Source organism: Primorskyibacter sp. S187A (genome assembly GCF_049800955.1).
Taxonomy (GTDB): domain Bacteria; phylum Pseudomonadota; class Alphaproteobacteria; order Rhodobacterales; family Rhodobacteraceae; genus JAKVBH01.
The window spans coordinates 497,790-511,759 of record NZ_JBNAGA010000001.1; the positions used below are offsets into that span (position 1 = coordinate 497,790).

15 protein-coding genes are annotated in these 13,970 nt (G+C 60.2%); 9 read left to right on the forward strand and 6 right to left on the reverse strand.

Annotated elements, in window-relative coordinates; all coding sequences use genetic code 11:
* The first annotated feature begins 113 nt into the window (after positions 1-113).
* From ACP15S_RS02550 to ACP15S_RS02565, 4 genes are all read left to right on the forward strand, one after another.
* On the forward strand, positions 114-767 hold the full coding sequence (locus ACP15S_RS02550; RefSeq protein WP_425038007.1) for a protein-L-isoaspartate O-methyltransferase family protein: 654 nt from the start codon (positions 114-116) through the stop codon (positions 765-767).
* A 30-nt stretch (positions 768-797) separates the two neighbouring features.
* Positions 798-2,204, forward strand: a complete 1,407-nt coding sequence (locus ACP15S_RS02555; RefSeq protein WP_425038008.1) for a TolC family outer membrane protein — start codon at positions 798-800, stop codon at positions 2,202-2,204.
* A 90-nt stretch (positions 2,205-2,294) separates the two neighbouring features.
* Positions 2,295-3,461: a hypothetical protein gene (locus tag ACP15S_RS02560; protein ID WP_425038009.1), complete on the forward strand. Its 1,167-nt coding sequence runs from the start codon at positions 2,295-2,297 to the stop codon at positions 3,459-3,461.
* Positions 3,462-3,581: 120 nt separating this feature from the next.
* Positions 3,582-4,061, forward strand: coding sequence for a cobalamin biosynthesis protein CobQ (locus ACP15S_RS02565; RefSeq protein ID WP_425038010.1), 480 nt, complete (start codon positions 3,582-3,584; stop codon positions 4,059-4,061).
* Positions 4,062-4,137: 76 nt separating this feature from the next.
* Here ACP15S_RS02565 and ACP15S_RS02570 read toward each other — a convergent pair whose 3' ends face one another.
* Positions 4,138-4,458: a DUF6280 family protein gene (locus ACP15S_RS02570; protein WP_425038011.1), complete on the reverse strand. Its 321-nt coding sequence runs from the start codon at positions 4,456-4,458 to the stop codon at positions 4,138-4,140.
* 215 nt (positions 4,459-4,673) lie between these two features.
* Between ACP15S_RS02570 and efp the strand changes: the two genes are divergently transcribed.
* From efp to ACP15S_RS02585, 3 genes are all read left to right on the forward strand, one after another.
* Positions 4,674-5,237 carry an elongation factor P gene (gene efp / locus ACP15S_RS02575; protein WP_425038012.1) on the forward strand — a complete coding sequence of 188 codons (564 nt, stop codon included), beginning with the start codon at positions 4,674-4,676 and terminating at the stop codon, positions 5,235-5,237.
* A gap of 120 nt (positions 5,238-5,357) precedes the next feature.
* A complete protein-coding gene (locus tag ACP15S_RS02580; protein ID WP_425038013.1) occupies positions 5,358-5,807 on the forward strand; it encodes an N-acetyltransferase family protein in 450 nt (149 codons plus the stop codon).
* A gap of 197 nt (positions 5,808-6,004) precedes the next feature.
* On the forward strand, positions 6,005-7,087 hold the full coding sequence (locus tag ACP15S_RS02585) for a YeeE/YedE family protein (RefSeq protein WP_425038014.1): 1,083 nt from the start codon (positions 6,005-6,007) through the stop codon (positions 7,085-7,087).
* Here the strand turns inward: ACP15S_RS02585 and ACP15S_RS02590 are convergent.
* Positions 7,002-8,303, reverse strand: a complete 1,302-nt coding sequence (locus ACP15S_RS02590) for a DUF3422 family protein (RefSeq protein ID WP_425038015.1) — start codon at positions 8,301-8,303, stop codon at positions 7,002-7,004. The genes ACP15S_RS02585 and ACP15S_RS02590 overlap by 86 nt on opposite strands.
* Positions 8,304-8,422: 119 nt before the next feature.
* Positions 8,423-9,196 (reverse strand): YgfZ/GcvT domain-containing protein, encoded by a 774-nt coding sequence (locus ACP15S_RS02595; RefSeq protein WP_425038016.1) that lies wholly within the window; start codon positions 9,194-9,196, stop codon positions 8,423-8,425.
* A 64-nt stretch (positions 9,197-9,260) separates the two neighbouring features.
* Between ACP15S_RS02595 and ACP15S_RS02600 the strand changes: the two genes are divergently transcribed.
* The gene (locus tag ACP15S_RS02600; protein WP_425038017.1) at positions 9,261-9,947 is read left to right on the forward strand and encodes a TIGR04283 family arsenosugar biosynthesis glycosyltransferase; all 687 of its coding nucleotides are present in this window, start codon (positions 9,261-9,263) and stop codon (positions 9,945-9,947) included.
* Here the strand turns inward: ACP15S_RS02600 and ACP15S_RS02605 are convergent.
* Together ACP15S_RS02605 and ACP15S_RS02610 are read right to left on the reverse strand one after the other, a co-directional pair.
* Positions 9,889-11,694 (reverse strand): ABC transporter ATP-binding protein, encoded by a 1,806-nt coding sequence (locus ACP15S_RS02605; RefSeq protein ID WP_425038018.1) that lies wholly within the window; start codon positions 11,692-11,694, stop codon positions 9,889-9,891. The two genes, ACP15S_RS02600 and ACP15S_RS02605, sit on opposite strands and share 59 nt — an antisense overlap.
* A complete protein-coding gene (locus ACP15S_RS02610; RefSeq protein ID WP_425038019.1) occupies positions 11,691-12,419 on the reverse strand; it encodes a fused DSP-PTPase phosphatase/NAD kinase-like protein in 729 nt (242 codons plus the stop codon). Before ACP15S_RS02610 ends, ACP15S_RS02605 begins: the two co-directional genes overlap by 4 nt.
* A gap of 130 nt (positions 12,420-12,549) precedes the next feature.
* Between ACP15S_RS02610 and ACP15S_RS02615 the strand changes: the two genes are divergently transcribed.
* Positions 12,550-13,755, forward strand: a complete 1,206-nt coding sequence (locus ACP15S_RS02615) for a pyridoxal-phosphate-dependent aminotransferase family protein (RefSeq protein ID WP_425038020.1) — start codon at positions 12,550-12,552, stop codon at positions 13,753-13,755.
* Here ACP15S_RS02615 and ACP15S_RS02620 read toward each other — a convergent pair.
* Positions 13,691-13,954: a hypothetical protein gene (locus ACP15S_RS02620; RefSeq protein WP_425038021.1), complete on the reverse strand. Its 264-nt coding sequence runs from the start codon at positions 13,952-13,954 to the stop codon at positions 13,691-13,693. The two genes, ACP15S_RS02615 and ACP15S_RS02620, sit on opposite strands and share 65 nt — an antisense overlap.
* Between the last annotated feature and the right edge of the window lie 16 nt (positions 13,955-13,970).

Consider the following 13,970-nt stretch of genomic DNA (forward strand, 5'->3'; position numbering starts at 1 on the left):
TGATCGGCCTTGCCAAGAGGGCATGCGCTGAAATGCGCGCGCTGAGCCGTTGCCGTGCGCATGTGATTGTGGCAAAACGCCAATGAACGTTCCTGAACGAATGAGTTTAGATGATGCCCGACTATTCCGCGCGCCGTACGATGATGGTAGACACGCAGGTCCGACCTTCTGATGTGACCAAATTTCCAATCATTGATGCCATGTTGAGCGTGCCGCGCGAAGCCTTTGTGCCAGCGGATAAGCTGGAGGCGGCCTATGTCGGGGAAAACCTGGAATTGGCACCCGGCCGTGTCCTTCTGGAGCCGCGCACTCTGGCCAAGATGCTGGACGCAATTGATATACAGCGCGAAGACCTCGTGCTCGATATAGGCTCGGGCCTTGGGTATTCCTCAGCCGTGATCGGTCATATCGCGCAGGCGGTGGTGGCTGTCGAGAGCGACGAGGCCATGGCCGAGGAAGCGCAGCAGTTGCTGATGGAGCACGGCGCTGACGGCGTTGCATTGCATCAAGGCGCGCTATCGGAGGGGGCCGCAGAGTTTGGCCCCTATGACGCCATTTGCATTCAGGGCGGGGTTGAGGTGGTGCCGGACGCGCTGTTGGATCAGCTCAAGGATGAAGGCCGGATCATCTGTCTCTTCATGGAAGGCAGCCTCGGTGTGGTGCGCATGGGCCACAAACAGAACGGCGCGGTGTCTTGGCGGTTTGCGTTCAATGCCGCTGCGCCAGTACTGTCAGGCTTTGAAAAACAAGACGTTTTCACGCTGTAGCGTGCCAACGCCGATCCGGAGCATCGCGCTATGACCCCCATTCGCCAAGGTTTGACGTCACTTTGCATGGTCGCTGCGCTCAGCGTAACGGCGATTGCCGCCAAGGCTGAGACATTGGCTGATGCGCTGACAGCGGCCTATATGCACTCCGGGCTTCTCGATCAGAACCGGGCGTTGTTGCGCGCCGCTGACGAGGATGTTGCGGGTGCGGTGGCCGAGTTGCGTCCGATTATCAACTACACAGTCTCGGTACGTCGTCAATTCGGATCCAGATTCAGCGCGCAATTGGGGCGCGGTGTGAACTTCGGCAATACCGACGCGACGGCGGGGATCGCCGCTGAATTGCTGATCTACGACGGCGGCGCCTCTCGATTGGCGGTGGAGGCGGCCAAGGAAACGGTGCTCGCGGCGCGGCAGGATCTGATTGGCGTCGAACAGGACGTGTTGTTGCGAGCCGCGCAGGCCTATATTTCCGTTATTCGCGATGCGGAAACCGTGTCGCTGCGGCGCAACAACCTGAAGCTTCTGGACGAAGAACTGCGCGCCGCACGCAACCGATTCGAGGTTGGCGAAGTCACCCGGACCGATGTGGCGCTTGCGGAAGCGCGCCGTTCTGCGGCGCAGGCCAATCTGGCGGCTGCAAGAGGTCAGCTCGACATCTCGCGCGAGGAATACGCAGCAGTAGTGGGGCGCAAACCCGGGCAATTGGCTGGCATTTCGACACTGCCCAAGCTTGTGCGCAACGAGAGCAAGGCCAAGACCTTGGCAGTACGGACCCATCCTGCCCTGAAATCCGTGCAGTTTTCAGCCAACGCCGCAGAATTGAACATTCGGCGCGCTGAGGCGGGCCGGAAGCCTCGTGTCACGCTGGAAGGCAACCTGTCTGTCCGGCAACGCTTTGAGTCCGAGGATTTCACCGAATCTGGCGATATCGGGATCGTCGCCCGTGGCCCGATCTATCAGGGCGGCGCGATCAGCTCTGGCGTGCGTCAAGCGATGGCGCGCAGGGATGCGGTCATGGGCCAGTTGCACACGACCCGACATGCCATCCAGCAAAACGTAGGCGCCGCACTCGCACAGCTCAACATCGCAGATGCCTCCATCGGCGCGACGCGCCAACAGATCAGAGCCGCGCAGGTGGCCTTCCGCGGTGTCAGAGAGGAGGCGCAGCTTGGTCAAAGAACCACGCTGGACGTCCTGACCGCAGAGCAGGACCTTCTGGACGCGCGCACCCAGCTCACCAATGCCATTGCCGATCGCAACGCTGCCGTATTTGGGCTTCTCGCGGCGCAGGGCTTGATGACCGCGGAGCACCTGCGCCTTCCGGTGCAGAAGTACGACCCGACGGAATACTACAACTTGATTAAAAACGCGCCAGCCATCAGCAAGCAGGGCGACAAGCTGGACCGTGTTCTCAAAAAGCTGGGCAAACAATAGCTTACGGAAATCTGCACAATTTGCTCTATCGGTTGTGTGCGAGGCGTTTCCTAGGTTAAGGTCTACCCAAGAGTTAATGGGTGAGCAGCCATGTCAGACGCCGCGAAAAACGTGGAAATCGAAGACGTTCTTGCCTCGATCAGGCGGCTCGTGTCAGACGAAGTCACACGGGAATTGGACGCAGAAACCTTTGCGGACCCTGCGCCGGAGCCGCCCGCCTATCCCAGACCTTCTGCGCTTATCCTGACCCCCTCATTGCGCGTGCATGAAACCCCGGAGGATGAGGGGACAGACGTCGCGCATGACGCCGCTGGTGAGCAGGACATGCTGGAAGACCCAGGCGCTGAGAGCGATGAAGAGGTTTTGCAGCCGTCACTTGAAGAACCGGAAGCCCAGGAAGAAGTTGATCCAACCGATGATGCGCAAAGTGCTTTGGCTCTTTCGCAGACGGCCATGCTGCAAGCCGTGGCGGATCAGGTTGCTTCAGTGGCCAAACGGGCAGAGGATGCCACATCCGCGCAACCGGAAGACGCGCAGGAAGATGACGAGATCGAAGAGGCGGACACCGGTGTCCTGACCTTGCCCTTCCTCGCACCATCTGAGCCGCAATCTGGGTCGCCCGACGCAAAGAGCAAGCCCATTGCCGAACCGCAAGCTGACGAGCATGGGGCCATGCTGGGCCACGACGGGGAACCGGCTCAGATCGCTGGGGCAGAAACAGAGACAGTGGCTGAGACACTACCAGAGATGAGCGACGTGCTGCACCTTATGTCGCCAGAGGCGCCGACGCCGCAAGACGACCGTGCAGCACTTGAGGCGAAGATCGCTCAGCTGGAAACGATGATCGATGGACAGGACGAGAACTGGGAAGTTGAATCCGAGCCGATCGCCCTCGCCACTGATTGGCAAGACGCAGCGGAAGAAGAGGCGCCAGAACAGCGTGTTGCCGATTGGGAAGATGCGCTTGCACGTGAGATGACGCATGGTGAACTGGACGAGGCACCGTCGGAGGTGACGGCCGTGCTGGAAGGCGAGATGCTCCATGATGCGGACCAGCCCCACCACGCGTCGTCTGAAGACGCCGAGTTGGTCGATCCGAATGACCTGCTTGTGGATGAAGATATGCTGCGCGGGATCGTGACATCGATTGTCCGTGAAGAGCTGCGTGGCGTGCTTGGCGAGCGGATTACGCGCAACGTACGCAAATTGGTGCGGCGTGAGATCCAACGCGCCCTTGCGAGCCATGAGCTCGATTGACGCGCGGTTGCCCCAGATGCGTGACGGGGTTTGAATACCCCGGCCCATCTCCTGTTGGGTGCGGCAGTCTTTGCGCGAAAATCTGATTCTGATACAACGCGGGCCGCTCTCGTAGGCGCGATGCTCCCTGACCTCTCGCTTTACGTGCTTGCGGGGGTTTCGTTGTTTTTCCTTCAAATCTCGCCGCAGCGTGTCTTTGGTGAACTCTATTATTCGCCTCTCTGGCAGGGCATTTTCGCCGTCGACAATTCAGCGGTGCTCTGGGGCGGCCTTTTTGCCCTGTCTTTTTTCAGGAAATGGCGGTTGTGTCTGGCTCTGTCTGGGGCCGCGCTACTGCACATTGCGACGGATTTCCCGCTCCATCATGATGACGGACGCGCTCATTTCTGGCCGCTGTCCGATTGGATATTTGCCAGCCCCTTGTCCTATTGGGACAGCGCCCATCACGCCGCCTGGGTTGCCCCTGCAACGCTGCTGCTGTCTATCACCAGCGCTATAGTGCTTTGGCGGAGGTTCCCCGGGCTCGTCGGACGGCTGGGCGTTCTGGTTCTGCTGGGCCTCGAAATTTGGGTCGCCCGTCAGTGGATTTTGTTTTTCTGAGAAAATCTCACTCGCGCTCAAAAAAAACGCGCCCGTAAAAGAGCGCGTTTCCAAAACCCTTAGGTTTGATGTTCGATCAGGCGGCTTCGGCCTGCTGTGCGGCGTTTCTACGCTCGCTTTCCTCGCGGGAGAGCGCCACGGATGTCCGCACACCTTTGGAGACAAATTCCATGAGCCCGGCCACAACGCGCTCGTTGGGATCAATGCCAGCGCAGCTCAGGACCTCGCGCCCGTCGCGCGAGCGGGCCCAGCGGGCGATCTGCTCGGGGCCGTTTCCGTATTTCTTGTCGTCAGCGATGGCATCATCCAACGCTGCGAGTACGACGGCGGCAAATAGTTTCCGGGCGCGCGAGCCTTGCTCGGCGTTGAAGGCCGATCCGTCAACGAAGTCTTTCATGAAGGCGTCCTTATTCTTGCTCTTGTGTTTCGGGCGTGATGGCCCTTATGACGGTTTTTCTACGATTCGGATAGTCCTAAATCGCATACCAGCCTTGCAATTTGCGAATATCTGTAGGCGTTTGACCTACGAGATATGGGGTCCTTGCCAGGCGGTGACCGCCCATATATAGGATCGCGCAACTTTTCTTCAACTTTTCGACATGGTTTCGTCACATGCCCAAGATCAATGGAAATGAAATCCGGCCCGGCAACGTGCTGGAACACAACGATGGCCTGTGGGCTGCAGTCAAAGTCGATCACGTCAAGCCCGGCAAAGGCGGCGCGTTTGCTCAGGTTGAGATGCGCAATCTGCGCAACGGCTCCAAGCTGAACGAGCGCTTTCGCTCGGCCGACAAGGTCGAACGCGTGCGCCTTGAGCAGAAGGACCAGCAGTTCCTATACGAGAACGATGGCATGCTCGTCTTCATGGATGCGGAGACCTATGAACAGGTTGAGTTGCCCGCCGAGCTTCTGGGCGAGCGCCGGCCCTTCCTTCAAGATGGGATGACGATCGTGGTCGAGTTCTACGACAGCGAAGCGCTCAATGCGTCATTGCCCCAAAAGGTGACCTGCAAGGTTGTCGAGACCGAGCCAGTTGTGAAGGGCCAAACGGCGGCAAACAGCTTCAAACCGGCTATTCTCGACAATGGCGTAAAGGTCATGGTGCCGCCTTTTGTGGGCCAGGATGAAGATATCGTCGTGAACACGGAAACCATGGAATACGCCGAACGCGCCTGATCCGGGGCCAGCGTTTGTTCCCTGGAAGAGCCGGGGATGAGAGTGACACACCTCCGGCGGCATCGTCGGAGGTGTTATTTGTTGATTACTGAATTGAGAGTAGCTGAGTTGCCGCGCGTCTTGCCGCTTCTCAAACAAGTGCAGGCCTTGCACGCGCGTCATGTGCCGCACCGGTTTCACAAGAACGGAACCGATGAGGCTTATCTCGCGCATTTTCGTCATGGCATCGAAGAGCGCAGTGGCTTTGTCCTGTGTGCGAGCACGGCGGGCCAAGACGTTGGGTACTTGTTTGCTGTCCTCGACGCGGCGGAGGAAGACGCTTTTTGCTGCGCGCGGGAAGAGATGGTGCTGGATCAGATCTGCGTGGATTGCAACGCGCACCGGCAGGGCGTCGCAACGGCTCTCATTGAAGCGTTCGAGACCCGCGTATCGGCCTTGGGGCTCGCGCGTTGGCGGGCGTCGCATTGGGTCTTCAATCAGGCCTCGGCAGCTTTATTGCTAAAGGCGGGCGCTCGCCCCGGTGTGATGGCCGTCAGTAAAGAGATGCCAAACGAGAGCGCTGATAAATAAGTCTCATCGTGTTTGGAAGCGCGCGGGCTTGGAATAGGGCAGGTGGCTTGTGCCGCTGTCGCGTGAGATTGTTCTAAGAAATGGCCTGGGTTGGAATGTCTGTTCCAAACATAGGCCCCACACTGCCATGGGTTGCACTTGATACCCGCGGCAGAATCTTCAAATGAGAACGAGCGTTCTGGATAGGAGATTTTTCCATGTTCGAGAGTTTTGGATTTGAAGAGACGACCGCCAAGCAGGCCAGCGTTGTGCTGGCGCTGATGTTGGGCGTCGCGTTCGGATTTTTGGCAGAACGCACGAAATTCTGTTTGCGCCGGTCGCTTGTGGGTGAAGATCGTCGGCAGGCCGCAGGGGTTTGGTTGTTGGCGCTGGCGACGGCGCTGATCGGGACGCAGGCCGCTGTGGCGGCCGGGCTCATTTCCTTTGCAGATCACCGTTTCATGGCGGCGGAATTGCCTTGGCTCGCGATCATTGCGGGCGGCGCGCTGTTTGGTGCGGGCATGGTTCTGACACGTGGCTGCGTTTCGCGCCTCAGCGTGTTGACGGGGTCGGGCAATCTGCGCGCACTGACTGTTCTGATCGTCTTTGCCATTGTGGCCCATGCGACGCTGAAGGGCGTTCTGGCGCCGGTGCGGACGACGTTGGGTTCGGTGACGACGTCCTTGGGTGAGGTCACGTCCCTCGCGGCGCTGCCCGGCGGTGCGCTGGTCTGGACCTCTGTGATCGCCTTGGGCGCTGTGGCCTTTGCCCTGCGCTCGGGCAATCGGTGGGGAACGTTGGTCATGGCGGCATTGATCGGCCTGCTGGTCCCAGCGGCGTGGGTCGGGACGGGTTTCGTCCTGTTCGACGATTTCGATCCGATTGCCATGGAAAGCCTGTCGTTCACCTCGCCTGCGGCTGACAGCCTGTTCTGGGTCGTTGCCAGCACATCCATCCCAGCGGGCTTTGGCGTTGGGCTTCTGGGCGGTGTCATTGCGGGTGCTGCCTTGGCCTCGGTGCTCTTCGGAGCCTTCAAGTGGCAGAGCTTCGGTGCGCCTCGCGAAACGGGCCGCTATTTTGCGGGCGCTGCCATGATGGGCGTTGGTGGTGTGCTGGCAGGCGGTTGCACTGTTGGGGCTGGCCTCGCAGGTGTCCCAACGCTGTCTGTCGCGGCATTGCTGGCGCTGGCCTCGATTGCGGCGGGCGCTTTGCTCGCTAATCGAGCCCTGGCCCCTGGTGCTCAACCAAATGCCGGATCCGACGCACAGCCAGCCACACCAGTCCTACAACCGGCAGAGTAACCGCTGCCAAGAGCAAACCCCGGCTGACGTCTATGGCGTCCGCCACGGGGTAGAGCAGGTAGCCTGCGAGGCTCACGGCGTAGTAGCTGATCGCCACGACCGAGAGGCCTTCCACTGTCTTTTGCAAGCGCAGCTGCATGTCAGCGCGCTTGTTCATGCTTTCGAGCAGCTGCTGGTTCTGTGCCGAGCGGGTCACTTCAACGGAAGTTCGCAGCAATTCTCCTGCGCGCATGGCCCGGTCAGCCATGGATTTGATCCGGGTCTCGGTGGAGGCCACGGTCCGCATGGCTGGGTCATAGCGCCGGGTCATGAATTCGCGGAAGGTCTGGCGCCCGTTGAATTGGCTCTCTCTGAGAACCTCGATGCGTTGCTCTACGATGGCCTCATAGGCCTTTGTCGCGGCAAATCGAAACGAGGCGGCCGCAGAGAGCGCTTCCAGCTCAGTCGAGATTTCGAGCAGGGCGCGTAGCGTTGCTTCCGTATCGCCATCACGGTCGGTCATGTCTGACATGAGCTGGGAGAGGCGCGCGTCAAGCTGGCTGATCTCAGGGCTCAGGCGGCGGGCTTCGGCAAATCCGAGCATGGAAAGCGCCTTGTATGTTTCGATCTCTGCGAGACGTTGGAGGATACGACCCGTCCTGCTGGGGCCGCAGCCCGTGCGCGGGAAAATGGCAAAACGCATGTGCCCCGCAGGATCGATCCGAAAATCACCTGCGATCACGGCGGCTTCGGCAAGGACCTGGCTCACGGCGACACTTTCCGAGACGAACCATTCAGTCACGCGCTCCCGAATGCTCTCGGTGTTCGCGTCGGGCTCAATGCGTACAAGGGCTGACGAAATCCGCTCTCCCGGTGCTTGCGCCAACCAGTCACCGGGAAACACATCGAAATCTGCCGGATCAAAGGGACGCTCGCCTGCGCCCTCCATGATGACGGTGTAGGTTACAACTTCGGTGTGGCTCTCCCACTTCAGGTAGTGCTGACCCAGTTGGTTGGAATAATGCGTGGCCCCGGGCTGCGGATGCGGCGCACCGAAGCGATCCAAAAGGTCTGTCAGATGCTGGCGGTCGGCGTCACGGTCTCTCTGGGAGGCTTTGCCGGGTGACTTCAGAACGAGGTAAACGGCGCGGCCCGGCGCGCTGGCGCGCGGAAACGGCCGGGCATGCAGCTCATTGGCCAGCTGATATCGTAACGTGTGATCTGTGAGCCCACTCATGCGACTAGTCCCTGTTTGCGCTGCCCTGATGAGCGAAGTAGCTCAAAAAGTCTATATAAAAAGTAAGCAAATTCAAATATTTAAGAGCGTACAATTGTATACTGTGGCGGGTGTGGCTCTTAGGGCGATGACGCTGTGATGGCCTGCTCGATCAATTCGACATCTGCATCACCGGCCTCAAGCGGGCCTTTGCTCCGGTCAAAGCGCAGATAGGCCAGTGCCTCATCGCCTGCGCGCGAATGCAGGATACCCGCCGGTTTGCCTTGCGCGGTGATCTCCGTGCCGGGCGTGGCCTCACCTTGGATGCGCACTCGGGCCAGGCCCTTGCGCAATTCCGTCTTGTGTTTCATCCGCGCGACGATCTCCTGCCCGACAAAACATCCCTTGCGGAAATCTACCCCCGAGAGCCGCTCAAAGCCCATCTCGAGGATGTAGCTGTCCGGGGTCAGTTCAATATCGGTCTGAGGAATGGCGAGGGCCACGTGCAATGCGGGCCAAACAGTGCCGTCCTCGGGCAGGGCCTCCTCGGCGATGAGGCGCCAGCCCATATCCCTGTGACGCGGATCGGCTTTGGCCCCGTCGGGCCGCGTGCCCGTGCCGCGCGAGACTTTGAGCTCTGTCATCTCCAGCCCGATGGGACTGCGCAGGCGGTACATCGTCAGGCGTTTCAGGAGATCGGGCGCGCGCTCTGCCGCCACGTCGATCAGTATTGTCGCGCCGCGCTGTTCCAAAAAGAAATCTGCGAGAAACTTGCCCTGCGGGGTCAGTAGAGCGGCATAGACCAACCCGTGGTCCAACGCGGCGACGTCATTGGTGATCAGCCCTTGCAAGAAGTCACGCGCCTCGGCACCGCTGACGGCAATGACTTTGCGTGTTGTGTGATAGGTGCTCATGTGCAGTTTCCTCCGCGCTGTCCCTTTCATATAGAGGCGATACGGATCGACAACAGGGCCAGTCATGCGCGCACCGCTTTCCATCGTTATTCCAACGCTGAATGCTGAGGAAGACCTGCCAGAGACGCTGGCGGCGCTCATGGAGGGGCTGGCGGCGGGTTTGGTGCGGGAATTGGTGATCTCGGATGGCGGCTCACACGACGGCACCGGGGCTATTGCTGAAGCCGCTGGCGCAACGCTCGTCACAGGTGCGGCGTCGCGGGGAGGGCAGCTTCGACGGGGCGTGGAGGCCTCGGGGGGCGATTGGCTTCTTTTGCTGCATGCAGACACGCATCTTTCGCCCGGTTGGACCGTGGCGGTGGGCAGTATGATAGAAGCAGGGGCTAAAGATCAGGCGGGCTATTTCAAGCTGCGCTTTCGCTCGGCCCGGCGCGCGGCGGCGCTGGTGGCAGGTTGGGCCAATTTGCGCTCCCGTGTGTTCGGGCTGCCTTATGGAGATCAGGGGCTTTTGGTCCCTCGCGCGTTGCTCGATCATCTGGGCGGTGTGCCGGATCTGCCGCTCATGGAAGATGTGGCTCTGGCGCGCGCGCTCCGTGGCAAGTTGAAACCCCTGCCCGTAGAAGCAGCGACCTCTTTTGTACGCTACGAGCGCGCAGGCGTGCTCAACCGGGGTGGGCGCAATCTTGGGCTGCTTATGCGCTATCTTGCCGGGGCATCTCCGCAGGATCTTTCGGATCGCTATCGCGGTTGAACTGCATGGCATAAAGCTCGGCATACGCCCCGCCTTTTTCCAGAAGCGCATCATGCGTGCCTTCTTCGAGCACGCGGCCGGCCTCCATCACAACGATTTTGTCGGCGTTGCGGATCGTTGAGAGGCGGTGCGCAATCACGAGGGTTGTGCGCCCCTCGGACGCTTGCTCCAGAGCCTCCTGAACAAGAGCTTCTGAGCGCATGTCCAACGCAGATGTCGCCTCATCAAGAAGCAGGATCGGGCGATTGCGCAAAATGGCGCGTGCAATCGAGACGCGCTGGCGCTGGCCGCCGGAGAGGTTTGAGCCGCGTGGCCCTGTACGGCTGTCCAGACCCTTGGGCAATTGATCCAGAAACTCGCTGACGCGCGCAGCTTCCACCGCTTGGGCCAGCGCCTCTTCTGAGACCCCAGGCTGATCAAGCGTAATGTTTTCGCGCAGCGTGTCATCAAAAAGCAATGCTTCCTGACTGACAACGGAGAACATCCCGCGCAGGTCTTTCAGCGTGATCTGGTCGTGATTGACACCGCCGATTTTCACGTGCCCTTTCTGCGCGTCCACAAGGCGCGTCAACACGCTGAAAACAGTCGACTTGCCCGCGCCCGACGCCCCAACGAGGGCCGTTGTTTTTCCGGCCTCCGCCGTAAAGGTGAGCCCGCGCAGTACCGGGGCGTCGTCATATTGCATGTCGACTGCGTCAAAAACGATGTCAGGTCGGCCTGCGGGCGGCGGCACGGGATGTGCCGGATCGCGTTGCGCGGGCACCAGCTCGAGTAGCTCGCGCAACCGCTCCAGACCTGCGGCGGCAACCTGCCAGACGCCTGAGAGCTTGCCCAAGCGCCTCAGAGGCTCGAAGGCCAAGCCAAGCGCAGTGAAGAAGGCCATGAAATCGCCAACCGTCTTCTCGCCCGACAAGATCGCCTCACCGCCATAGAGCAGGACCGCGAAAAAGCCCAAACCGGACATGATATCAATCATGCCCGGGATCGCCGCTGAGCCGAAGGATGCCCGGATCGCCAGGCGAATGCGCTCCTTGGTCAGCCGCGTGTAATGCCCGATCTGATAGCCTTCGAGTTGGTTAAGCTTGACCGGCGTTATACCTTGGAAAATCTCGTTGAGCCGCACGGACATGGCCGCCGACAAATCCCGCGCCTCCCGCGAGGTCTGGCGCACGAAGCGCTGCACAACGACAGCTGGCAGGACGAGCAACGGCACGCCAATCAGCGCAATCAACGTCCAGACCCAGTCAATACTCAGCGCCACGCCAAACAGCGCCAGCAAGGCGATCACGTCGCGTCCGGCGCCTGTGATGATCGCAGACCAGACCTTGTTGACGGAATTCACATCCCCATTGACCCGCTGCGCGATGTAGCCCGGGGTGTAGGTCTGGTGAAACTGGCCCTCGAGCGTCATCAGATGTGTGACGAGATCGATCCGGATTTCCGCCACGGTCTTTTGCGACAGGCGGGTCAGAAGCTGGCTCTGAATAACGGAGGCCACCGCCCGCGTCGTGAAGATCGCGAAAAAAGCCACGCCGACCCAGATCAGAAGATCGTTGCGCCCCCCGATGAAAACCTCATCGAACATGGGTTTCATCATGTAAGACAGCGCGCCGAACATGGCGCCTTCAATGGTCATGAAGGCCATCGCAGCCAGAAGCAATGCCCAGTGCTTCGCCATGTAGCGCGTCCAGATCCAGCGCAGCAGGCCTCTGGAATTGGGCTGTTCGGACAGCGTGTTCCGGGTCATAGGCTCTGCGCCTTTTCCAGCAATCGCGTGGCTTGCTCGCGCGGCGGCGTTTTGTCATTCCAGCCGGACTGAAGCCAGGAGCCGCGGTATTCCTGCCGCAGCCAGTTCTCAAACGAAATCTCGCCAAGGCTCTGGCGCGCTTCAAAAACATCAAGGATGTAATCCTGCACGCCCGTCTTTGTCCACTTCAGGTGCACAAAGCGCAACGAGAGCATCTTGCGCGCCTCGGCCACTGATTTGCCATCAAAGACCATCATATACATCGCCGCCACGAAACCCGCGCGGTCCGCGCCCGATTTGCAATGGAACAGCAGGGGGCGCTCCATAGTGCGGAGTTTGTCCAGAACGGCCAGAATACGCTCGCGCTTGGGCGCATTGCGGGCCCAGAGCTTGGAGATTTGCATGTCCATGCCGAGCTGTTCGCAGCTTTCGCGCGCCAGATGGAAATGCGGATAATTCTCCTCACCGCGCAAGTTCAGTACAGATTTCACACCCATGTCGCGGTACCGCCGAAAGCGGCTGTGTGTCGGCTGGTTGGAGCGATACACGCCCGGGGACACTTCGTAGAAATTGGTCCAGAAGATCCGCAGGATTGCGTGATCCATAAAGAGATAGTTCAGCTGTGCCAGAAGCCGGCCATGCCAGGTGCTGCGGTCGCCCCGGCCAAAGGACTTGCGCACCCGACGCTCAAATCGGCTCAGACTTGAGTTGGATTTCTCACTCATGGGTCACGTAAGCCCTTGTCCTTCTTGCGCGGGATGTATCTATCCCAAGGACCGCTGGCAAGAGAGGCGGTCCTTTGACGACGCGCAATGATAGGCTTTTAGCACGCGCTCAACGAACAGGAGATGTGACATGTCGCTTGCACAAGGACGCCCTTATCTCGCGATCCCCGGGCCTTCCGTGATGCCGGAGGCAGTTTTGCGTGCGATGATGCGCGCAGGCTCCAATATCTATGAAGGCGAGTTGATCGATCTGACGGCAAGTCTCGTTCCCGATCTCAAATATGTGGCGCAGACCGAGGGCCACGTCGCGATGTATATCGCAAACGGCCATGGCGCGTGGGAGGCGGCGCTGGCCAATGTCGTAGGCCCGGATGATCTGGTTCTGGTTCCGGCAACGGGTCGGTTTGGCCATGGCTGGGCCGAGATGGCGCGGGGCTTGGGTATCTCGTTTGAAGTGATGGATCATGGCCTGCGCGCGCCTTGGGATCTGGACGCGATCGAGGACCGGCTGCGCGCAGATACAGAGCATCGCATCAAGGCGGTGCTGGCGGTTCACGTGGATACATCAACATCGATCAAGAACGATGTACCGGGCCTGCGAAGCGCAATGGATGCGGCGGGCCACCCGGCGCTCCTGATGGCGGATTGCATCGCGTCGCTGGGCTGTGATCGTTTTGAAATGGACGCATGGGGCGTCGACGTGACCGTGGCTGGCTCGCAAAAAGGGCTGATGGTGCCGCCGGGAATGGGCTTTGTTTGGTTCAACGACAACGCCAAGGCGCATCGCCCCGCGCGTGTGTCGTCCTATTGGGATTGGTCCGCGCGGGCGCAGCCTGAGCTCTATTATCAATACTTCGGCGGAACAGCACCGACCCATCATCTTTGGGCGTTGCGCGCGGCGCTGGATTTGATGAGAGCTGAGGGGATGGATGCAATCTGGGCCCGGCACGCGCTTTTGGCCCGCGGCATCTGGACGGCCGTGACCCATTGGGGGCAGGGCGGCTCGTTGGAAATGAATGTGGCGGATGAAGGGTTCCGCAGCCATGCCGTGACGGCTTTGCGCATCGATGCACCCTTAGGGCGCGACTTGCGGCAATGGTGCGAAGATCAGGCCGGTGTGACGCTTGGCATCGGTCTGGGCATGACCGCGCCGGACGATCCCGCGCGGCACGGCTTTTTCCGGTTCGGCCATATGGGGCATGTGAACGCGCAAATGGTCATGGGCATGTTGGGCTCCGTTGAAGCGGGCCTGCATGCCATTGGCGCACCGTTCAGTCCGGGAGGCGCCAGCGCGGCGACCGCGGTTCTTGCGTCAGGCGCGCATGCAGGATCGTGATGCCCGTGTTGATGATCACGCCCGCGATCACAACGTATACAAAACCCATCGTCGCCCAGATGACAAAAAGCATCCAGGTCAGGTTTACGCCGAACATGGCGATATTGGCATTCAGATAGTTCGGCGCTTCGCGCATCTTGTCTTGACGGGACATGTTCCAGTCGTCCATCGACGGCACCCTCGCTAAAAACTGCGTCATCTTGACACAGGTTAGC

Bases quoted from the DNA above. Each gene is read 5' to 3' on its own strand.
- ACP15S_RS02550 (WP_425038007.1), top strand. From the start codon at position 114: ATGCCCGACTATTCCGCGCGCCGTACGATGATGGTAGACACGCAGGTC.
- ACP15S_RS02555 (WP_425038008.1), top strand. From the start codon at position 798: ATGACCCCCATTCGCCAAGGTTTGACGTCACTTTGCATGGTCGCTGCG.
- ACP15S_RS02560 (WP_425038009.1), top strand. From the start codon at position 2,295: ATGTCAGACGCCGCGAAAAACGTGGAAATCGAAGACGTTCTTGCCTCG.
- ACP15S_RS02565 (WP_425038010.1), top strand. From the start codon at position 3,582: ATGCTCCCTGACCTCTCGCTTTACGTGCTTGCGGGGGTTTCGTTGTTT.
- ACP15S_RS02570 (WP_425038011.1), bottom strand. From the start codon at position 4,458: ATGAAAGACTTCGTTGACGGATCGGCCTTCAACGCCGAGCAAGGCTCG.
- efp (WP_425038012.1), top strand. From the start codon at position 4,674: ATGCCCAAGATCAATGGAAATGAAATCCGGCCCGGCAACGTGCTGGAA.
- ACP15S_RS02585 (WP_425038014.1), top strand. From the start codon at position 6,005: ATGTTCGAGAGTTTTGGATTTGAAGAGACGACCGCCAAGCAGGCCAGC.
- ACP15S_RS02590 (WP_425038015.1), bottom strand. From the start codon at position 8,303: ATGAGTGGGCTCACAGATCACACGTTACGATATCAGCTGGCCAATGAG.
- ACP15S_RS02595 (WP_425038016.1), bottom strand. From the start codon at position 9,196: ATGAGCACCTATCACACAACACGCAAAGTCATTGCCGTCAGCGGTGCC.
- ACP15S_RS02600 (WP_425038017.1), top strand. From the start codon at position 9,261: ATGCGCGCACCGCTTTCCATCGTTATTCCAACGCTGAATGCTGAGGAA.
- ACP15S_RS02605 (WP_425038018.1), bottom strand. From the start codon at position 11,694: ATGACCCGGAACACGCTGTCCGAACAGCCCAATTCCAGAGGCCTGCTG.
- ACP15S_RS02610 (WP_425038019.1), bottom strand. From the start codon at position 12,419: ATGAGTGAGAAATCCAACTCAAGTCTGAGCCGATTTGAGCGTCGGGTG.
- ACP15S_RS02615 (WP_425038020.1), top strand. From the start codon at position 12,550: ATGTCGCTTGCACAAGGACGCCCTTATCTCGCGATCCCCGGGCCTTCC.
- ACP15S_RS02620 (WP_425038021.1), bottom strand. From the start codon at position 13,954: ATGACGCAGTTTTTAGCGAGGGTGCCGTCGATGGACGACTGGAACATG.